The sequence below is a fragment of the Streptomyces reniochalinae genome, assembly GCF_003323735.1.
GTDB lineage: Bacteria > Actinomycetota > Actinomycetes > Streptomycetales > Streptomycetaceae > Streptomyces > Streptomyces reniochalinae.
Genome location: NZ_QOIM01000034.1, coordinates 30,863 through 46,478 on the forward strand (window position 1 = coordinate 30,863; position 15,616 = coordinate 46,478).

The following is a 15,616-nucleotide window of genomic DNA, read 5'->3' on the forward strand; positions in this document are numbered from 1 at the left end:
TCCGACGGCAGAAACCTGACGGCCCGTCAGATCGTGTCGCGTCCGACTCTGGCACCGCGGGGTGAAGGCGTCAACATGTCCGTCACACGCGACGACCCGCCGCCACGCGAGCAGGCCGGCACCGCTCCCGCCCGAGCCGGTCCCGTGAAGGATTCGTGAAGAATTGGAAACCAAAAACGTCAGCCCTTGCGAAGTCTTCCTGAGGGAAGCGGAAAACTGTTCCCGCCGACCCCCCGTTCCGTTTCACAAGCGAAGCAGCAAATCGCCCAACTGGTCCGGAGGGTGCCCGGATTCCGCCGTACGGTGCACCGATCCCACGGCACGGGGAACGGCCCCCGCCGCACGGTGCACGGACCTCACAGCACGGACACGCCCGCCAGCCAGCCCCCGTCGACGACCAGGGGCGCACCCGTGACGTACGAGGAGTCCGCACAGCTGAGGAAGAGCGCAGCGCGCGCCACCTCCTCGGGACGCCCCATGCGGCCCTGCGGGATGAGCTTCGCGTAGAAGGCGTCCGTGTCGCTCCGCCCCGTCGCGGCACCGTCCAGCGGCAGCCCGCCGTCCGCCGCCCTGGCGGGGTTCGTCATGGGGGTGTCGATCGCGCCGGGGCACAGCGCGTTGACCCGCACCCCCTTGCCGGCCAGCTCCATCGACGCCACGCGCGTCATGCCCACGATGGCGGCCTTGCTCGCGGCGTACGCGGTCAGGTAGGCCATGCCCGTCAGCGCCGCGTAAGAGGCGGTGTTGACGATGGTGCCGCCGCCCGCACGGACAAGGCGCGGGGCGAGGGTCTTCATGCCGAGGAAACAGCCGGTCTGGTTGACCTCGACCACCTCGCGGAACTCCTCCACCGGGGTGGCGGACAACTCGTTGAAGCGCAGGATGCCGGCGTTGTTGACGAGGCCGTCCACGGCGCCGAACGCCCGCTCAGCGGCGTCTGCGGCCGCCTGCCAGCTGTCCTCGTCGCGCACGTCCAGACGGACGTGGAGCGCGCGCTCGGGGCCCAGCCGCGCCGCCACCTCCTCGCCCTGCTCGTCCAGTACGTCACCCAGCACCACCTTGGCTCCCTCGGCCGCGAACAAGCGCGCCTCCGCGGCGCCCTGCCCCCGAGCGGCCCCGCTGACGAGAAACACCCGTCCCTCCAGCTTGCCCACCACGACCTCCTCGGCCTTCCCGGCTTCCTCGGTCTTCCCGTCCTCACCGACTGCCTCGAAGAACGGCGACGGCAGGCGTCCGAACGGCACTCGGGGGACAGACAGCTGCACACGCCGCCCGCCCCCTGGGTCAGCCCAGCAGTGGCGCGACCTGTTGGGCGTAGAGCTCCATCTGGTCGGTCAGCTCGTCCGCCGAGCGGGAGCGGAAGCGCAGCTGGACCTGGGTGACGCCGAGGGCCTGGTACGCGCGCAGGGACTCGGCGATCGCGCCGGGCGCACCGGTCAGGGTGCGGCGGCCGACGTCCCAGGCGGCCCGGCCCACGTACAGCGGCTCCGCGAGGGCACCGACGGTGAAGGGCTCGGCCTCCAGGCCCGCCTCCCCGCGCAGCCGCCTGATGCGCTCGATCTTCGCCGCCAGTGCTTCCCTCGGGTCTTGCTGGGGCAGCCATCCGTCGCCGCGGAGAGCGGCACGGCGGACGGCCGCGGGCGAGGAGCCGCCGACCCACAGTGGCGGTCTGGGCCGCTGTGCGGGTCTGGGCCGCTGTCCGAGCCCGGCGAAGGAGAAGCGTGCCCCCTCCCAGGCGGGGAACTCCTCCGGGCCGAGGGCGGCCTTGAGCGCGTCGACCGTCTCGTCGAGCACGGCCCCGCGTGCGGCGAAGTCGGCGCCCAGGGTCTCGAACTCCTCGCGTACGTGTCCGGCGCCCACGCCGAGGATCAGGCGCCCGCCGGAGAGGTGGTCGAGGGTGGCGTACTGCTTGGCGGTGGCCAGCGGGTGCCGCAGGCCGACGACGGCGACATGGCTGAGCAGCGCCGCCCGTTCGGTGGCCGCGGCCAGGAAGGAGAGGGTGGCGACGGGGTCGTACCACACGGTGCTCATCGCGCCGGCGAGCCTGCGCGGTATCGCCACGTGGTCGCAGCAGGCGAGGTAGGCGAAGCCGTGCCGGTCGGCGGCGCGGGCCACGGCCAGGAGTTCGGCGGGTCCCGCCGTCGCCTCCCAGGGCTCGGCGTAGAGGGTGCTCTGCGACTGGACCGGCAGCTGTATCCCGTACGACAGCCGCCCTGAGGGATAGGTCAGCACGCCCCCATGCTCGTACCTGACGGGGCGTCAGGCAAGAGGGGCGAACGGAAGTCCGAAAACAGCTGACGCGCGCTCAAATCGCCGGTCAGGGGCCCGCCGTACGGATTTGCTTCCAGCAACAGGCAGGGTGTATTCCGCATACGGCTGCGCGAAAGGCGCCGCTGAGGGAACATGGCGGCACCGCTGTTCCCTGATCGGTCCCGGCGAGGACGGATCAGCTCGCACGACAACCCAATCGCTCAAGGACGCCGATGACCGAGATACCGGTGGCGCTGCTCGTCACCCTGTCCGTGGGGACGGCGGCCGCCGTGGCGCTCGCCCTCCTGCTGGCGCGTTCGATGCGGGAGGCGAGGCGGTTGCGTCAGCGCTCCGCCGTCGCCGAGAAGGACCTCCAGGACGCCATGCGGCACCAGGCGGGCCTCGCCGCCCACGCGCAGGCCGTCGAAGCCGAGGTACGGCACCTGGCGGCCGCCCGCATCCCGGACCTGGCCGCGGCACTGGCCCACCCGAACGTCCCCGTCCGCGGTGTCGCCGACCCCGCCTTCCGGGGCACCGACCTGGACCGCTCGCTCGCCTCGGTGCTGGACCAGGTCGGCGACGCGGTCACCAAGGAGCGGCTGCGCGTGGACGGCGCTGCGCAGTCCGCGATGCGCGGCGCGACCACGACCATCCAGGCCCTCCTCTACCAGTTGCAGACCCGCTTGCAGACGATGCAGGAGCGCTACGACGACCCGTTCGTCGCGGAAGACCTGCTGGGCGCCGACTTCCTCAACGAGCAGGCGATCCGCCGCATCCAGGCCACCGCGATCGTCTGCGGCGCCTGGCCGGGACTGACCCGGCAGAACTCCCACGTGGGCGACGTCGTCGTCGGCGCCATGTCCCGCCTGGTCGGGTACGCCCGCGTCCAGGTCACCAACCAGCTGCGCGACCCGGTGGGCATCGTGGCCCGCGCCGTGGAGCCGGTGGCGGTCGCGCTGACCGAGCTGATGGCCAACGCCCTCCACTACTCGCACCCCGAGCTCCCCGTCGCCGTCACCATCCAGCAGGGCAACCGGGGCGCCTCGATCATCGTCGACGACGCGGGCGTCGGGATGCACGGGGAGGAGATGGAGCGCGCCCAGCGCATGATCACCGGCGAGGAGGTGCTGCTGCTGACCGAGCTGGGCGACCCGCCCAGGACGGGCCTGGCCACGGTGGGCCAGCTCGTCAAGCAGTACGGCTTCGCCACCTCCATCGAGACGTCCCCCTACGGCGGGGTGCGCGCCATCGTGCACATCCCGGGCGAGACGCTGCTGACGCTGCTCGACGAGGAGGAGCAGCCGATGTCCCCCATGGCGCCCGTGCCGCGCGGCAGCGCGAGCGCCGCGGCCCCCGCCCCGCCCCACGGGCAGCCCGCTCCCCGTCCGGAGCCCGCGTACGGCGAGACCGTGCAGCTGGGTGCCGTCCACGGCCCGGCCGCCGACGCCGCCCCGCCGGTGAGGCCGACCGCGCAACCGTCCGCCACCGGGCCGTCCCACGCCGCGCCGGGGGTAGACCCTGGCGGGCCCGCTCACCGGAGCGGAGCCGCCGCGCCCGACGGCGGCGACGAACTGCCGCGCCGCCGGCGGAGGCGCCCGGCCCCCGAGGCGTCGCTGGACGCCACGGCCGCCGTCTCCCCCGAGACCGCCCCGCACGGCCGAACGTCCGCACCACAGGCCCCGCAGCCCGCCGCGCACGCCCAGGCGTCACCGGAGGAGAGCGCGGAGCGCTGGGCGGCGTTCCAGCGCGGCACCGCCTCGGGCCGCGCGGCCGTCGACGAAGCGGCCGCGCCGGGCCAGGCACCCTCACACCCCCACGCCGATCCCCGTTCCGCTGAAGGGAATCCGCAGGAATGACAATCCCCGCACGCAGGTCGCTGCGCGACGACACCTCCTGGGTGCTGGCCCCGCTCCTGGACCTGCCACACGTCATCCACGCGGCCGTCATCTCGGGTGACGGCCTGATCGAGGGACGTTCACCCAACCTGGAGCGGGAGGCGGCCGAGGGCGTCGCAGCGATGCTCTCGGCACTCCAGGGCGCGGCAAGGACGACCACGGCGGCGTTCGCCGGCTCCTACGAGGTGCGGCTGCGCCAGACGGTCGTCGAGTCGGACCAGGGATGGGTTTTCGCCATCCCCGCCGGCGAGAACACCGCACTGGCCGTCTTCGCCGGGCCCGACGTGAACATGGGCATCGTGACGCACCAGATGCAGGTACAGGTGGCGTCGTTGGGCAAGGCCATGAACAGCCCGGCCAGGAACGACATCTCGACATGAACCCACCCGCCGACAACAGGCGCCTGGTGCCCGCGTATCTGGCGACGACCGGACGTGCCCGGCCCAGCCGCAACACGCTCGACCGGCTCACCGTGCTGCACGGCGCGTCGGACCCGGCGACCGTCTCCGGGCTGCGCCCGGAGGAGACGCGGCTGCTGGAACTGCTGCGCGGTGGGGCGCTGTCCCTCGCGGAGGCCGCCGCGCACCTGCGGCTTCCGGTCAGTGTGGTCAAGGTCCTGGTGGCCGACCTGGTGGACGCGGGCCGGCTGATGGCCCGCGCCCCGATCCCCGACGCCGAACTGCCGGAGCGGCAGATTCTGGAGAAGGTTCTCAATGGACTCCGCACTCTCAAGTCCTCCTAGCCCGGGCGACCCGGCCGGCGCCTCGGCGGCAGGCGGCTCCATATATCTGGAGGACAAGCCGCAGACGCTGGTCAAGCTGCTGGTCGCCGGGCCGTTCGGGGTGGGCAAGACGACGTTCATCCGCTCGCTTTCGGAGACGGCGCCGCTGCACACCGAGGAGGTGATGACGCAGACCGGCGCGCTGGTGGACAACCTGGCCGGGGTACGGGACAAGACCACCACCACGGTGGCCATCGACTTCGGCCGGCTGACGCTGCCGGGGGACCTCGTGCTGTACATGTTCGGCACCCCCGGGCAGCGGCGCTTCCGCCCCCTGTGGCAGGACATCGCGCGCGGCGCGCTGGGCGCCCTGGTGCTGGCCGACACCCGGCGCCTGGCGGACTCCTTCGAGGTGATGGACATGATCGAGGAGGCCGGGCTGCGCTACGCGGTCGCGGTCAACTCCTTCCCCGACTCCCCCTCGCACCATCCCGACACCCTCCGCGACCACCTCGACCTGCACCCCGACACCCCGCTGGTGGTGTGCGACGCGCGCAGCCGGGACCAGTCGGCCGACGCGCTGATCGCGCTCGTGGGCCACGTCCTCGAAGTGCTCGACCAGCAGCAGAAAGACGACAGCACGCCCGGCCGGCAGCACGGCCGCCAGCAGCCCCAGGAGACCGCTTGAACGCCGCGCCCCACCCCGGGAACACGCCGTCCGGCACGATGCCGGCGCCGCTGTCCCGGCCGAGCCACGAGGTCACCCCGCTGTACGGCGAGGAGTTCGCGGCGGACCCGTACGCGGTCTACGAGCGGCTGCGCCGGTACGGTGCCCTCGCGCCCGTGGAGATCGCACCCGGCGTCGGCGCGATGCTCGTGATCGACTACCGGGCCGCACTCGACCTGCTGCACGACCCGGTGACCTGGTCGAAGGACTCCTCCGTCTGGCAGGACACCGTGCCGCAGGACTCGCCCGTGCTGCCGATGCTGCGGGCCCGCCCCAACGCCCTGTTCAGCGACGGAGAGGCGCACGCGCGCTACCGTCAGGTGATCTCCGACGGCTTCGCGCGGCTGGAGCCGCACCAGGTGCGCCAGATCGTGCGGGAGGTCTCCGACCAGCTGATCGCCCGGTTCGCCCAGGACGGCGAGGTCGACCTGATCAGCAAATTCGCACGGCTGCTGCCCCTGCTGTTCTTCAACCGGGCCTTCGGCCTGGCCGACGACCGCAGCGAACTGCTGATCCAGGGCATCGCCGGCATGTTCGACAGCAAGACCACCGAGGAGGCGGAGGCGGCCGACGTCGCCTACACCCGCTACATCACGGAACTGACCCAGGCCAAGCAGCGCGAGCGGGGCCAGGACCTGACCTCCTGGTTCATGGACCACCCGGCCGGACTCAGCGCCGAAGAGGTCATCCACCAGATCGTCCTGACGATGGGCGCCAGCTACGAACCGCTGTCCAACCTCATCGGCAACGCGCTCGGCCGGATGCTCGTCGACGAGCGCTACTACAGCAACCTGTCCGGCGGCGCGCTGACCCCCCGAGACGCCCTCCACGACGTGCTGCGCAACGAGCCCCCGATGGCCAACTACTCCGCGCACTTCCCCAAGCGGGACGTCTACTTCCACGGCGTGTGGCTGCGCGCGGGACAGCTCGTCCTGGTCAGCTACGCGGCGGCCACCACCCAAAGCGGACGCGCTGCGCCCGGTGAGGCCACCGGCGCCGACGGCTCGGGCGGCGGCGCGCACCTGGCGTGGGCGGCAGGCCCGCACGGCTGTCCGGCCCAGCAGCCGGCGCTGCTCATCGCCAGCACCGCGATCGAGCGGCTCACCGCCTGGCTCTCCGACATCCGCCTCACGGTGACGTACGACGAGCTGAAGTGGCGCCCGGGCCCGTTCCAGCGGGGCCTTGTCGCGCTGCCCGCACGGTTCAGCCCCGTCTCTCCCGACCACGTAGGAGGCACCCCGTGGAAAAGCCCGTCCATATAGCCGTCCCTTCCGACGTCTCCCCCTCGGCCGAGGTCTCCTCCGCGGAAGGCGGCTCCCTTTCGGTCGGCGGCGGCTCCCCTTCGGACGTCCTGCCCGCTGTCCGTGCGGACGCCCCCAGGGGCGTCCTCATCGACCCGGAGGGCCGCGACATTCACGGGGAGGCGCAGCGCATCCGCTCGGGGGGCGCCGCCGCCACACTGGTGGAGCTGCCCGCCGGCATCCACGCCTGGTACGTCAACGAGTTCGACGTCCTCAAACAGCTCCTGCGTGACCCGCGCGTCTCCAAGGACCCGCGCAAACACTGGCCCGCCTGGCAGCGCGGCGAGTTCCACGACACGTGGATCCGCACCTGGGTCAGCGTCGAGAACATGCTCAGCTCCTACGGCGAGGACCACAAGCGGCTGCGCAAGCTGGTCGCCCCCGCCTTCACCGCGCGACGTACGGCCGCCATGCTGCCCCGCGTGGAGCGCATCACCAGTGAGCTGCTCGACGCCATGGACGAGGACGCGGCACGTGAGGGAACGGTGGACCTGCGCGCCTCCTTCGCGCACCCGCTCCCGATGAACGTCATCTGCGAACTGTTCGGTGTGCCCGAGGACCAGCGGCCCGAGATGAAGCGGCTGATGGACATGGTCATGGACACCACCCGCACGCCCGAACAGGCGGGACAGACGGCGGTGGACATGCAGGCGGCCTTCACCGCGCTCGTCGAGGCCAAACGTGCCGAGCCGGGCGACGACCTGACCAGCGTCCTGGTCGACGCACGGGACGAGGAGGGCGCCGCGCTCTCCGAGAAGGAGCTGCTCGACACCCTGCTGCTGATGATCGGCGCCGGGCACGAGACGACCGTCAACCTCATCGGCAACGCCGTCCACGCCCTGCTCACCCACCCCGGGCAGCTACAACTCGTCCTGGACGGCGCGGCCTCCTGGGACGACGTCATCGAGGAGACACTGCGCTGGGCGCCCAGCATCGCCAATCTGCCGCTGCGCTACGCCGTCGACCGGATCGAGCTCTCCGACGGCACCGTGATCGGGCAGGGCGACGCCATCGTCTCCACGATCGCCTCGGCCAACCGGGACCCCGCCAAGTACGGGGCTGACGCGGCGGAGTTCGACATCCGGCGGGCGGGCGGCGGAGAGCACCTGTCCTTCGGTCACGGGGTGCACTTCTGTCTGGGCGCCCCACTGGCCCGCATGGAGGCCCGCACCGCACTGCCCGCCCTCTTCGGCCGCTTCCCGAAGATGCGTGCGGCGGTGCCGCCCGAGGAGATGGCGCAGGTCGCCTCCTGCATCGCCTTCGGATACGCGGGCATCCCCGTACGGCCACGAGGGTGAACCCCCGCGGCACCTGAGGCCGGAGGCGGCGGGGGGCGGGCGGCCCGGAGGACAGGGCCGGGCCGCCGCTCCCCGCCGCCTTCTTGAGCGCCCGGCCTGCCCGCGTGTTCCGGAGGGCCGGGCCTGCCGGCGTTCGGGGCGTGGGGGCCGGCGGTGCCTCGGTTGTCACGCCCCCGGCCACAGCCCCTCGTCCGTCAGGCCGAGGAGGTCGATGGCGTTGCCCCGCACGATCCGTTCCACCAGATGGGCGGGCAGGTGCCCCATCTGCTGCTCCCCGACCTGACGGGACTTGGGCCAGGTCGAGTCCGAGTGCGGGTAGTCGGTCTCGTACAGGACGTTGGGTACGCCGATGGACTCCACGTTGCGCAGCCCGAACGCGTCGTCGAAGAAGCAGCCGTAGACGTGCTCGGCGAACAGCTCGGACGGCGGGCGCAGCACCTTGTCCGCCACACCGCCCCAGCCACGGTTCTCCTCCCAGACCACGTCGGCGCGCTCCAGGATGTACGGGATCCAGCCGATCTGCCCCTCCGCGTACATGATCTTCAGGCGGGGGAAGCGCTCGAACGCGCCGCTCATCAGCCAGTCCACCATGGAGAAACAGCAGTTGGCGAACGTGATGGTGGATCCGACGGCGGGTGGTGCGTCCGCCGACGTCGAGGGCATCTGGCTGGAGGAGCCGATGTGCATGGCGATGACGGTGCCCGTCTCGTCACAGGCCCGCAGGAAGGGGTCCCAGGCGTCCGTGTGGATGGACGGCAGGCCCAGGCGCGGAGGGATCTCCGAGAAGCAGACGGCGCGCACGCCCCGCTCCGCGTTGCGCCGTACCTCCTGCGCGGCCAGCTCCGCGTCCCACAGCGGTACGAGAGCCAGCGGTATGAGGCGTCCGTGCGCGTCGGGCCCGCACCACTCCTCCACCATCCAGTCGTTGTACGCGCGCACCCCCAGCAGCCCCAGTTCCCGGTCCTTGGCCTCGGTGAACGTCTGGCCGCAGAACCGCGGGAAGGTGGGGAAACACAGGGCCGACTGGACGTGGTTGACGTCCATGTCGGCCAGACGCTCGCGTACGTCGTAGGAGCCCGGGCGCATCTGCTCGTAGGTGATGGCCTCCAGCCGCACCTCGTCCCTGTCGTAGCCGACGGCGGTGTCCAGCCTGGTCAGCGGGCGGTGCAGGTCCTCGTACACCCACCAGTCGGCGATCGGCCCCTCGTCGCCCGCCCTGCCCATCGTCGGGGTGAACCTGCCGCCGACGAAGGTCATCTCCTTCAGGGGGGCGCGCACGATGCGGGGCCCGGTGTCGCGGTAGCGGGACGGGAGCCGGTCCCGCCATACGTGCGGGGGTTCGACCGTGTGGTCGTCCACCGAAATGATCCTGGGGAAGGTCTCCATGCCCACCACCGTAGCGCCGGAACTGACGGCCCGTCAGCTACCGCGTCAGCCCGAAAGCACCCGCCTTCGGTCCCCGTTGTCGCCCCCCGAGTGCCTGTCCACTCCGGCCCTTTGGCGCTCTGCGCGCCCCTGGCGTCACTCCGTACGGACCGAAGCAGCATCTCCGTGCGGACGCGGGCATCCCTCCGTCCGGGCCGGCGCGACCCTCCCTCCGGATCCGGACGACCCTCCGTCCGGACCCTCGCGACCCTCCGTGAGCAGGGATGCGTCGCTCCGTACGGTCCGTCGCACCCCGCCGTCCGGACTCCCCCACCGCCCCGCTCGGACCGGCAGGAGGCCATAACCGGCATCCGCCGAATTCGAAGGCTTCGTAGAGAGGCTGGTACCTGAGCTGACGGAAACGCCGCCGACAAGGCAGACTGACCCCTGCGGGGAACGGAGGAGTGCGGAACAGCAGGGGGCACACCAATGGGCGCCGGGGACGACACGCGTAACGGAGCGGGGCAGCGGGACCGCCAGTTGCGGTTCACTCTGCTCGGTCCCGTGCGCGCCTGGCGCGGGGACCAGCCACTCGGCATGGGCTCCCCCCAGCAGAGAGCCCTGCTGGCGGCGCTGTTGCTGCGCGGTGGCCACACCGCCACCGCCGAGGAACTCATCGACGCCATCTGGGGCGAGGATCCGCCCGAGCAGGCCAAGGCCGCCCTGCGCACCTACGCCTCCCGCATCCGCAAAGCCCTCGGCCCGGACGCCGATCTGCTGGTCAGCGAATCCGGCGGCTACTCCCTGCACACCGGCCCCGAAGCACCGCTCGACGTCGAGACCGCCCACGACTGCGCCGTCCGCGCCGACAAGGCGGCCTCCGGCGGCGACCGCGCCCAGGCCCGCGAACTGTACGGCGCGGCCCTCGCCCAGTGGGACGGCGAACCCCTCGCCCGCATACCGGGCCCCTACGCCGAGCACCAGCGCGTCCGCCTGGAGGAGTGGCGGCTCAGCCTGCTGGAGCTGCGGCTCGACCTCGACCTCCAGGTCGGCTGCCACACCGAAGCCGTCAGCGAACTGACCGCCCTGACCGCCGCGCACCCGCTGCGCGAACGGCTGCGGGAACTGCTGATGCTCGCCCTCTACCGCAGCGGCCGCCAGGCCGAAGCCCTCGCCGTCTACGCCGACACCCGGCGCCTGCTCGCGGACGAGCTCGGCGTCGACCCCCGTCCCGAGCTGGCCGAACTCCAGCAGCGCATCCTCGAAGCCGACGACGAGCTCACCTACCAGGCCGACGAGCCCACCGCCGCGGGTCCCGTGGTCACCCGACCCGCACAGCTGCCCGCCACCGTCGCGGACTTCACCGGGCGCTCCTCCTTCGTCGCCGAACTCGGCGACCAGCTCGCCCAGGCCGAAGGCACCGTCATGGCCGTCTCCGCCGTCGCCGGAATCGGCGGCGTCGGCAAGACGACACTCGCCATCCACGTCGCCCACGCCGCCGCCGACCGCTTCCCCGACGGGCAGCTCTACGTCGACCTCCAGGGTGCCGGAGCCGCGCCCGCCGATCCCGAAGCCGTCCTCGGCTCGTTCCTGCGCGCACTCGGCGTCGCCGACTCCGCGATCCCCAGCGGCGTCGAAGACCGCTCGGCTCTCTTCCGCTCACTGCTCGCGGGCCGCCGCGTCCTCGCGCTGCTGGACAACGCCCGCGACGCCGCACAGGTCAGGCCCCTGCTGCCCGGCGCCGCCGGCTGCGCCGCGCTGGTCACCAGCCGCGTCCGCATGGTCGACCTCGCCGGAGCCCACCTCGTCGACCTCGACGTCATGAGCCCCGATGAGGCACTCGCCCTTTTTACCCGCATTGTGGGCGACGAGCGCGTACTCGCCGAACGCGAGGCCGCCATGGACGTCGTGGCCGCCTGCGGCTTCCTGCCGCTCGCCATCCGCATCGCGGCGGCCCGGCTCTCGGCCCGCCGCACCTGGACGGTCTCCGTACTCGCCGCGAAACTCGGCGACGAACGGCGCCGCCTCGACGAACTGCAAGCCGGCGACCAGGCCGTCGGCGCCACCTTCGAGCTCGGATACGGCCAGCTCGAAGGCGAACAGGCCCGCGCCTTCCGGCTCCTCGGCCTCGCCGAGGGCCCCGACATCTCCCTCGACGCTGCCGCCGCTCTTCTCGACCGCAGCCAGGAGGACGCCGAGGACCTCATGGAGTCCCTGGTCGACACCTCCCTCCTGGAATCGGCCGCTCCACGCCGCTACCGCTTCCACGACCTCGTCCGCCTCTTCGCCCGGGCGTGCGCGGAGCGGGACGAACAGCCACCGAGCGAGTGCGACGCCGCACTGCGGAGGCTGCTGGACTTCTACCTGGCGACGGCGCGGAACTACTACGTTCTCGAACGGCCCGCCGAATCCCTCGTCCACCACCTGGAGACCACGCAGCACCCCGGCCGCACCTTCGCCGACCACGGCGCGGCGATCGAGTGGTTGTTCGCCGAGTCGTCCTGCTTCCTCGCCTGCGCCGCACAGATGGCGTCAGGCCCGACACTCCGCCCGGCCGTCGATCTGCTGATGGCCACCAGCGCGCTGGCGGAGGCGGGAAGTTACGGACGGCAGTACGAGCAGGGGGCGCACTCCTTGAAACGCGTCGCCCAGGAAGTCGGTGACGCGCATGCCGAAGCCCGAGCGCGCTCCGTACTGACGGGAATGCACCTGGCGACGGGGCGCTTCGACGAGGCCGATGGGGAAGCCAGTGCGGCGGGCCCGCTCGGCGAGGAGGCGGGCGATCCCATCTCCGCCTCCTACGCGCTCAACGACCGCGGTCTGGTCGCCAACTACCAGGGCCGCCCACTCGACGCGGAGCACTTCCTCGATGCCGCGCTCCAGGCGTTCCGCTCCTACGGGAACAAGCCCGCCGAAGCGAGCGCCCTGTGCAACCTCTCGCGGGTACACACCGTGCTGGGCAAGACGGACACGGCCATCTCTCTGGCCGAGCAGGCGCTGGACATCCACGATCATCTGAGCGTCTCCATGCGCCGCGCCACCACGCTGTACGCGCTCGGTATCGCGCTGACCACGGCGGAGCGGCTGCCGGAGGCGGAGACGAACTTCTCGGAGGCGCTCCGTCTCTTCCAGCAGAGCAGGCAGCGCCTGTGGGAGGGCATGGCGTACTTCAGGCTCGGCGAGGTCAGCTTGGCAGCCGGCCGGCCCGCCCACGCCGCGGGTCTGGCGGAACAGGCCATGGCCATTCTCCGCAGTGTCGGTGGTCCCTGGCGCAGGGCGAACGCGTTGACACTGCTCGGCCAGGCGCTGGACTCGTTGGGCCATCACCGCCGCGCACAGGCGTGTTGGCGCGAGGCGCTGGAGCAGTACGAGAGGCTGGACGCTCCGGAGGCGGAGGACGTGCGGCGGCTGCTGGAACGTGAGGCTGCCGTCTGACCGCTCGTGAAACACGGTCACCAACAAGACGTTCATCGATCGTTTATCGACGCCCGGCATGCTCTAAGCAGTCGATCCGGCGCGTCGGGGGGCAGGCGGATCGGCAGGGGGAGGCGGCCCTCCCCCGATAGGGTGAACGGCCCGACTCGTCCGCCCGGCGACCCACGGGGGAGCCGCTGGGCGGACACCTGCCCACAGATTCCATGGAGGGGAAAGCCACCATGAGCGACCACGAAGAGAAGGTCACGCCCGAGGGCGGTGACGTGACCACCAAGGAGCGCAACCAGACCATCAAGCCGCCGGCCGCGGACAGCGCCTCGGGCGAAGTGACCACGAACGAGCGCAACCAGACGATCAATCCGGCCAACTGATACCTGCTCTCCGGGGCCCCGAAAGGATCGGGGGATCCAGGGGGGAGGGCCCCGGAGAGCACACCAGGCCAACGAGCAGGGCGCCCACCAGGGGGAACGAGTGAGACGGGGGCCGTCCTACGGGGGACACGAGGGCCGCGACCGACGACGCAGAGGGGGAGTCGTCGGCCGCGGCCCTCGGCGCATGACCGACTTCTGCCGTTTCTCAGGCCCGTGCCGCGTCAAAGTACAGAGCAGAACACGTATCCGCTTCCGGAGGTGCCTTCATGTCCCGCTCCACCAAGCTCATCGTCACCTGTGCTGCCGCCCTGGGCGCGCTGGGGGCTGCGTCCGCTCCCGCTGTGGCCGTCGGCATGGCACCCTCCGATCGGGTACAGACCATCTCCGTCCTGGAGCGGAACTCCACCCTCCTTCCCGGCCTCGACGACAACCATGGGTCTGTCGCACCCACCGCGACCCCGGCCGGCTGACCGGTCGGCGCGGGCCCGGGGGGCCGAGGGGCATGCCGGCGGTGACGTGCGTCGTCACCGCCGGCCGCGGAGGCGCGTCTTGACCACCTTGCCGCTCGCGTTGCGCGGCAGTGCCGCGACGAATTCGACGTCCCTGGGGACCTTGTAGTTGGCCATCTCCCGACGGGACCAGGCGATGAGGTCGTCGGCGGTGACGGTGGCGCCCGGGTGGCGGACGGCGAAGGCTTTGCCGACCTCGCCGAGCCGGGGGTCGGGCACGCCGATGACGGCGGCCTCACTGATGTCGGGGTGCCGGCTGAGCAGCTGCTCGATCTCGGCGGGGTAGGCGTTGAAGCCGCCGACGATGAACATGTCCTTGATGCGGTCGGTGATGCGCAGGTTGCCCCGGGCGTCCAGGACTCCGATGTCGCCGGTGCGCAGCCAGCCGTCGGGGGAGAGGACCTCCGCCGTCTCCTCCGGTTCCTCGAAATAGCCGGACATGACGTGGTAGCCGCGTACCAGGACCTCGCCCGGCTCGCCGGGGGGCTGCGGAGCGCCCGCGGGGGAGACGACTTTCACCTCCGTACCGGGTATGGCCCGTCCCGAGGTGGCGGCGACGGTCTCGGCGGGGTCGCCGCGGCGGCACATGGTGACGGTGCCCGCGGCCTCGGTGAGGCCGTAGGCGGTCAGGACGGTGCCGACCCCCAGTTCGGCACGCAGCCGCTCGACGAGTTCGAGGGGGACGACGGCGGCGCCGGTGACGACCAGCCGGAGCGCGCTCAGGTCGTGCTGCCGGCGGGCGGGGTGGTCCAGCAGCGCCTGGTGGAGGGTGGGCGGCCCCGGCAGCACGCTGACGCGCTCGGTGGCGATGTGCGCGAGCGCGGTCTCGACGTTGAAGACGGGCTGCGGGATCATCGTCGCGCCGCGCAGCAGGCAGGCGATGACGCCCGCTTTGTAGCCGAAGGTGTGGAAGAACGGGTTGACGATCAGGTACCGGTCGCCTTCTTCCAGACCGGCCAGTTCGCTCCACACGGTGTAGACGCGGAGCGTCTGTTCGTGGGTGATCACGGCGCCTTTCGGGCGCCCCGTCGTGCCCGAGGTGAAGGTGAGGTCGGACGGCGCGGAGGGGCTGACGCGGGCGGCGCGGGCGCGGACCGCCTCACGGGAGACCGACGCGCCGCCGGCCAGGAAGTCCGTCCAGGTGCGGAAGGAGGCGGGCGCGTCCTGCGCCAGGACCACCACCTGCCGCAGGTGCGGCAGTCCCGGCAGTGGGCCCTCGCCCAGCCCCTCGGCGGTGGCGCGGCGCAGTGAGGCGACGTACGACGTGCCCAGGAACGTGCCGGTGACGAACAGCAGCCTGGCGCGGGTCTTGCCGAGCACGTAGGCGGCTTCGGCGCCTTTGAAACGGGTGTTGACAGGGACGAGGACGCCGCCGGCGGTGACCGCTCCGAGCGCGGCGACGATCCAGTCGAGGGTGTTGGGCGCCCAGACGGCCACCCGGTCGCCGGGTTCCAGGCCGCAGGCCAGACATGCGGCTGCGGCCCGCTCGACGCGCTCACCCAGGTCGGCGTACGAGATCCGGGTGCGCCCCTCGACGACGGCTTCGCGCTCCGGGTAGCGGTCCGCGGCGGCCCGGACGAGAGCCGGGATGGTCCCGGCAGCGGTTTCCGCGCCGGCGCCGGTGGCGGGGGCCGCGACGGCGGCGGACGCCGCTTGGGTGCGGGCCGCCGGGGCCGCTTCGGCAGTGGACGCCGGGACCGCTCCGGGTGGGATGTCCTTACCACTCACTGTGCGCCTCCTTGGC

Annotated in this window: 13 protein-coding genes; 9 read left to right on the forward strand and 4 right to left on the reverse strand. The window is 72.0% G+C overall.

Translation table 11 applies throughout. The features are described from left to right. Positions 1–356: 356 nt before the first annotated feature. Both DQ392_RS14745 and DQ392_RS14750 read right to left on the reverse strand, forming a co-directional pair. Positions 357–1,154 (reverse strand): SDR family NAD(P)-dependent oxidoreductase, encoded by a 798-nt coding sequence (locus DQ392_RS14745; RefSeq protein ID WP_114016288.1) that lies wholly within the window; start codon positions 1,152–1,154, stop codon positions 357–359. A 130-nt stretch (positions 1,155–1,284) separates the two neighbouring features. After that, the gene (locus DQ392_RS14750; protein ID WP_114016065.1) at positions 1,285–2,232 is read right to left on the reverse strand and encodes a TIGR03619 family F420-dependent LLM class oxidoreductase; all 948 of its coding nucleotides are present in this window, start codon (positions 2,230–2,232) and stop codon (positions 1,285–1,287) included. A 251-nt stretch (positions 2,233–2,483) separates the two neighbouring features. Here DQ392_RS14750 and DQ392_RS14755 point away from each other — a divergent pair, with 251 nt between their 5' ends. From DQ392_RS14755 to DQ392_RS14780, 6 genes are all read left to right on the forward strand, one after another. After that, complete coding sequence (locus DQ392_RS14755; protein WP_114016066.1) at positions 2,484–4,106, forward strand: sensor histidine kinase; 1,623 nt, start codon at positions 2,484–2,486, stop codon at positions 4,104–4,106. Further along, entirely contained in the window at positions 4,103–4,525 is a 423-nt protein-coding gene (locus DQ392_RS14760; RefSeq protein ID WP_114016067.1) for a roadblock/LC7 domain-containing protein, read from the forward strand. Before DQ392_RS14755 ends, DQ392_RS14760 begins: the two co-directional genes overlap by 4 nt. Beyond that, positions 4,522–4,887, forward strand: a complete 366-nt coding sequence (locus tag DQ392_RS14765) for a DUF742 domain-containing protein (RefSeq protein WP_114016068.1) — start codon at positions 4,522–4,524, stop codon at positions 4,885–4,887. The genes DQ392_RS14760 and DQ392_RS14765 overlap by 4 nt, the downstream gene beginning before the upstream one ends. Next, positions 4,859–5,554, forward strand: coding sequence for a GTP-binding protein (locus tag DQ392_RS14770; protein WP_425470534.1), 696 nt, complete (start codon positions 4,859–4,861; stop codon positions 5,552–5,554). The genes DQ392_RS14765 and DQ392_RS14770 overlap by 29 nt, the downstream gene beginning before the upstream one ends. Next, complete coding sequence (locus DQ392_RS14775; RefSeq protein ID WP_245981487.1) at positions 5,551–6,855, forward strand: cytochrome P450; 1,305 nt, start codon at positions 5,551–5,553, stop codon at positions 6,853–6,855. The genes DQ392_RS14770 and DQ392_RS14775 overlap by 4 nt, the downstream gene beginning before the upstream one ends. A gap of 89 nt (positions 6,856–6,944) precedes the next feature. After that, positions 6,945–8,192 carry a cytochrome P450 family protein gene (locus tag DQ392_RS14780; protein WP_114016291.1) on the forward strand — a complete coding sequence of 416 codons (1,248 nt, stop codon included), beginning with the start codon at positions 6,945–6,947 and terminating at the stop codon, positions 8,190–8,192. Positions 8,193–8,357: 165 nt separating this feature from the next. Here the strand turns inward: DQ392_RS14780 and DQ392_RS14785 are convergent, their stop codons facing one another. Further along, entirely contained in the window at positions 8,358–9,578 is a 1,221-nt protein-coding gene (locus DQ392_RS14785; protein WP_425470535.1) for an amidohydrolase family protein, read from the reverse strand. Between the two features lie 468 nt (positions 9,579–10,046). Between DQ392_RS14785 and afsR the strand changes: the two genes are divergently transcribed. The 3 genes from afsR (at position 10,047) to DQ392_RS14795 (ending at position 13,833) form a co-directional block, all read left to right on the forward strand. Then, positions 10,047–12,992, forward strand: a complete 2,946-nt coding sequence (gene afsR, locus DQ392_RS14790) for an SARP-family global regulator AfsR (protein ID WP_114016070.1) — start codon at positions 10,047–10,049, stop codon at positions 12,990–12,992. Between the two features lie 221 nt (positions 12,993–13,213). After that, positions 13,214–13,363, forward strand: coding sequence for a hypothetical protein (locus DQ392_RS34465; RefSeq protein WP_181856430.1), 150 nt, complete (start codon positions 13,214–13,216; stop codon positions 13,361–13,363). Positions 13,364–13,629: 266 nt separating this feature from the next. After that, complete coding sequence (locus tag DQ392_RS14795) at positions 13,630–13,833, forward strand: hypothetical protein (protein ID WP_114016071.1); 204 nt, start codon at positions 13,630–13,632, stop codon at positions 13,831–13,833. A gap of 54 nt (positions 13,834–13,887) precedes the next feature. On the opposite strand, the gene DQ392_RS14800 is transcribed toward DQ392_RS14795, so the two are convergent. Then, positions 13,888–15,462, reverse strand: a complete 1,575-nt coding sequence (locus tag DQ392_RS14800) for a FadD3 family acyl-CoA ligase (RefSeq protein ID WP_114016292.1) — start codon at positions 15,460–15,462, stop codon at positions 13,888–13,890. Positions 15,463–15,616: the final 154 nt, after the last annotated feature.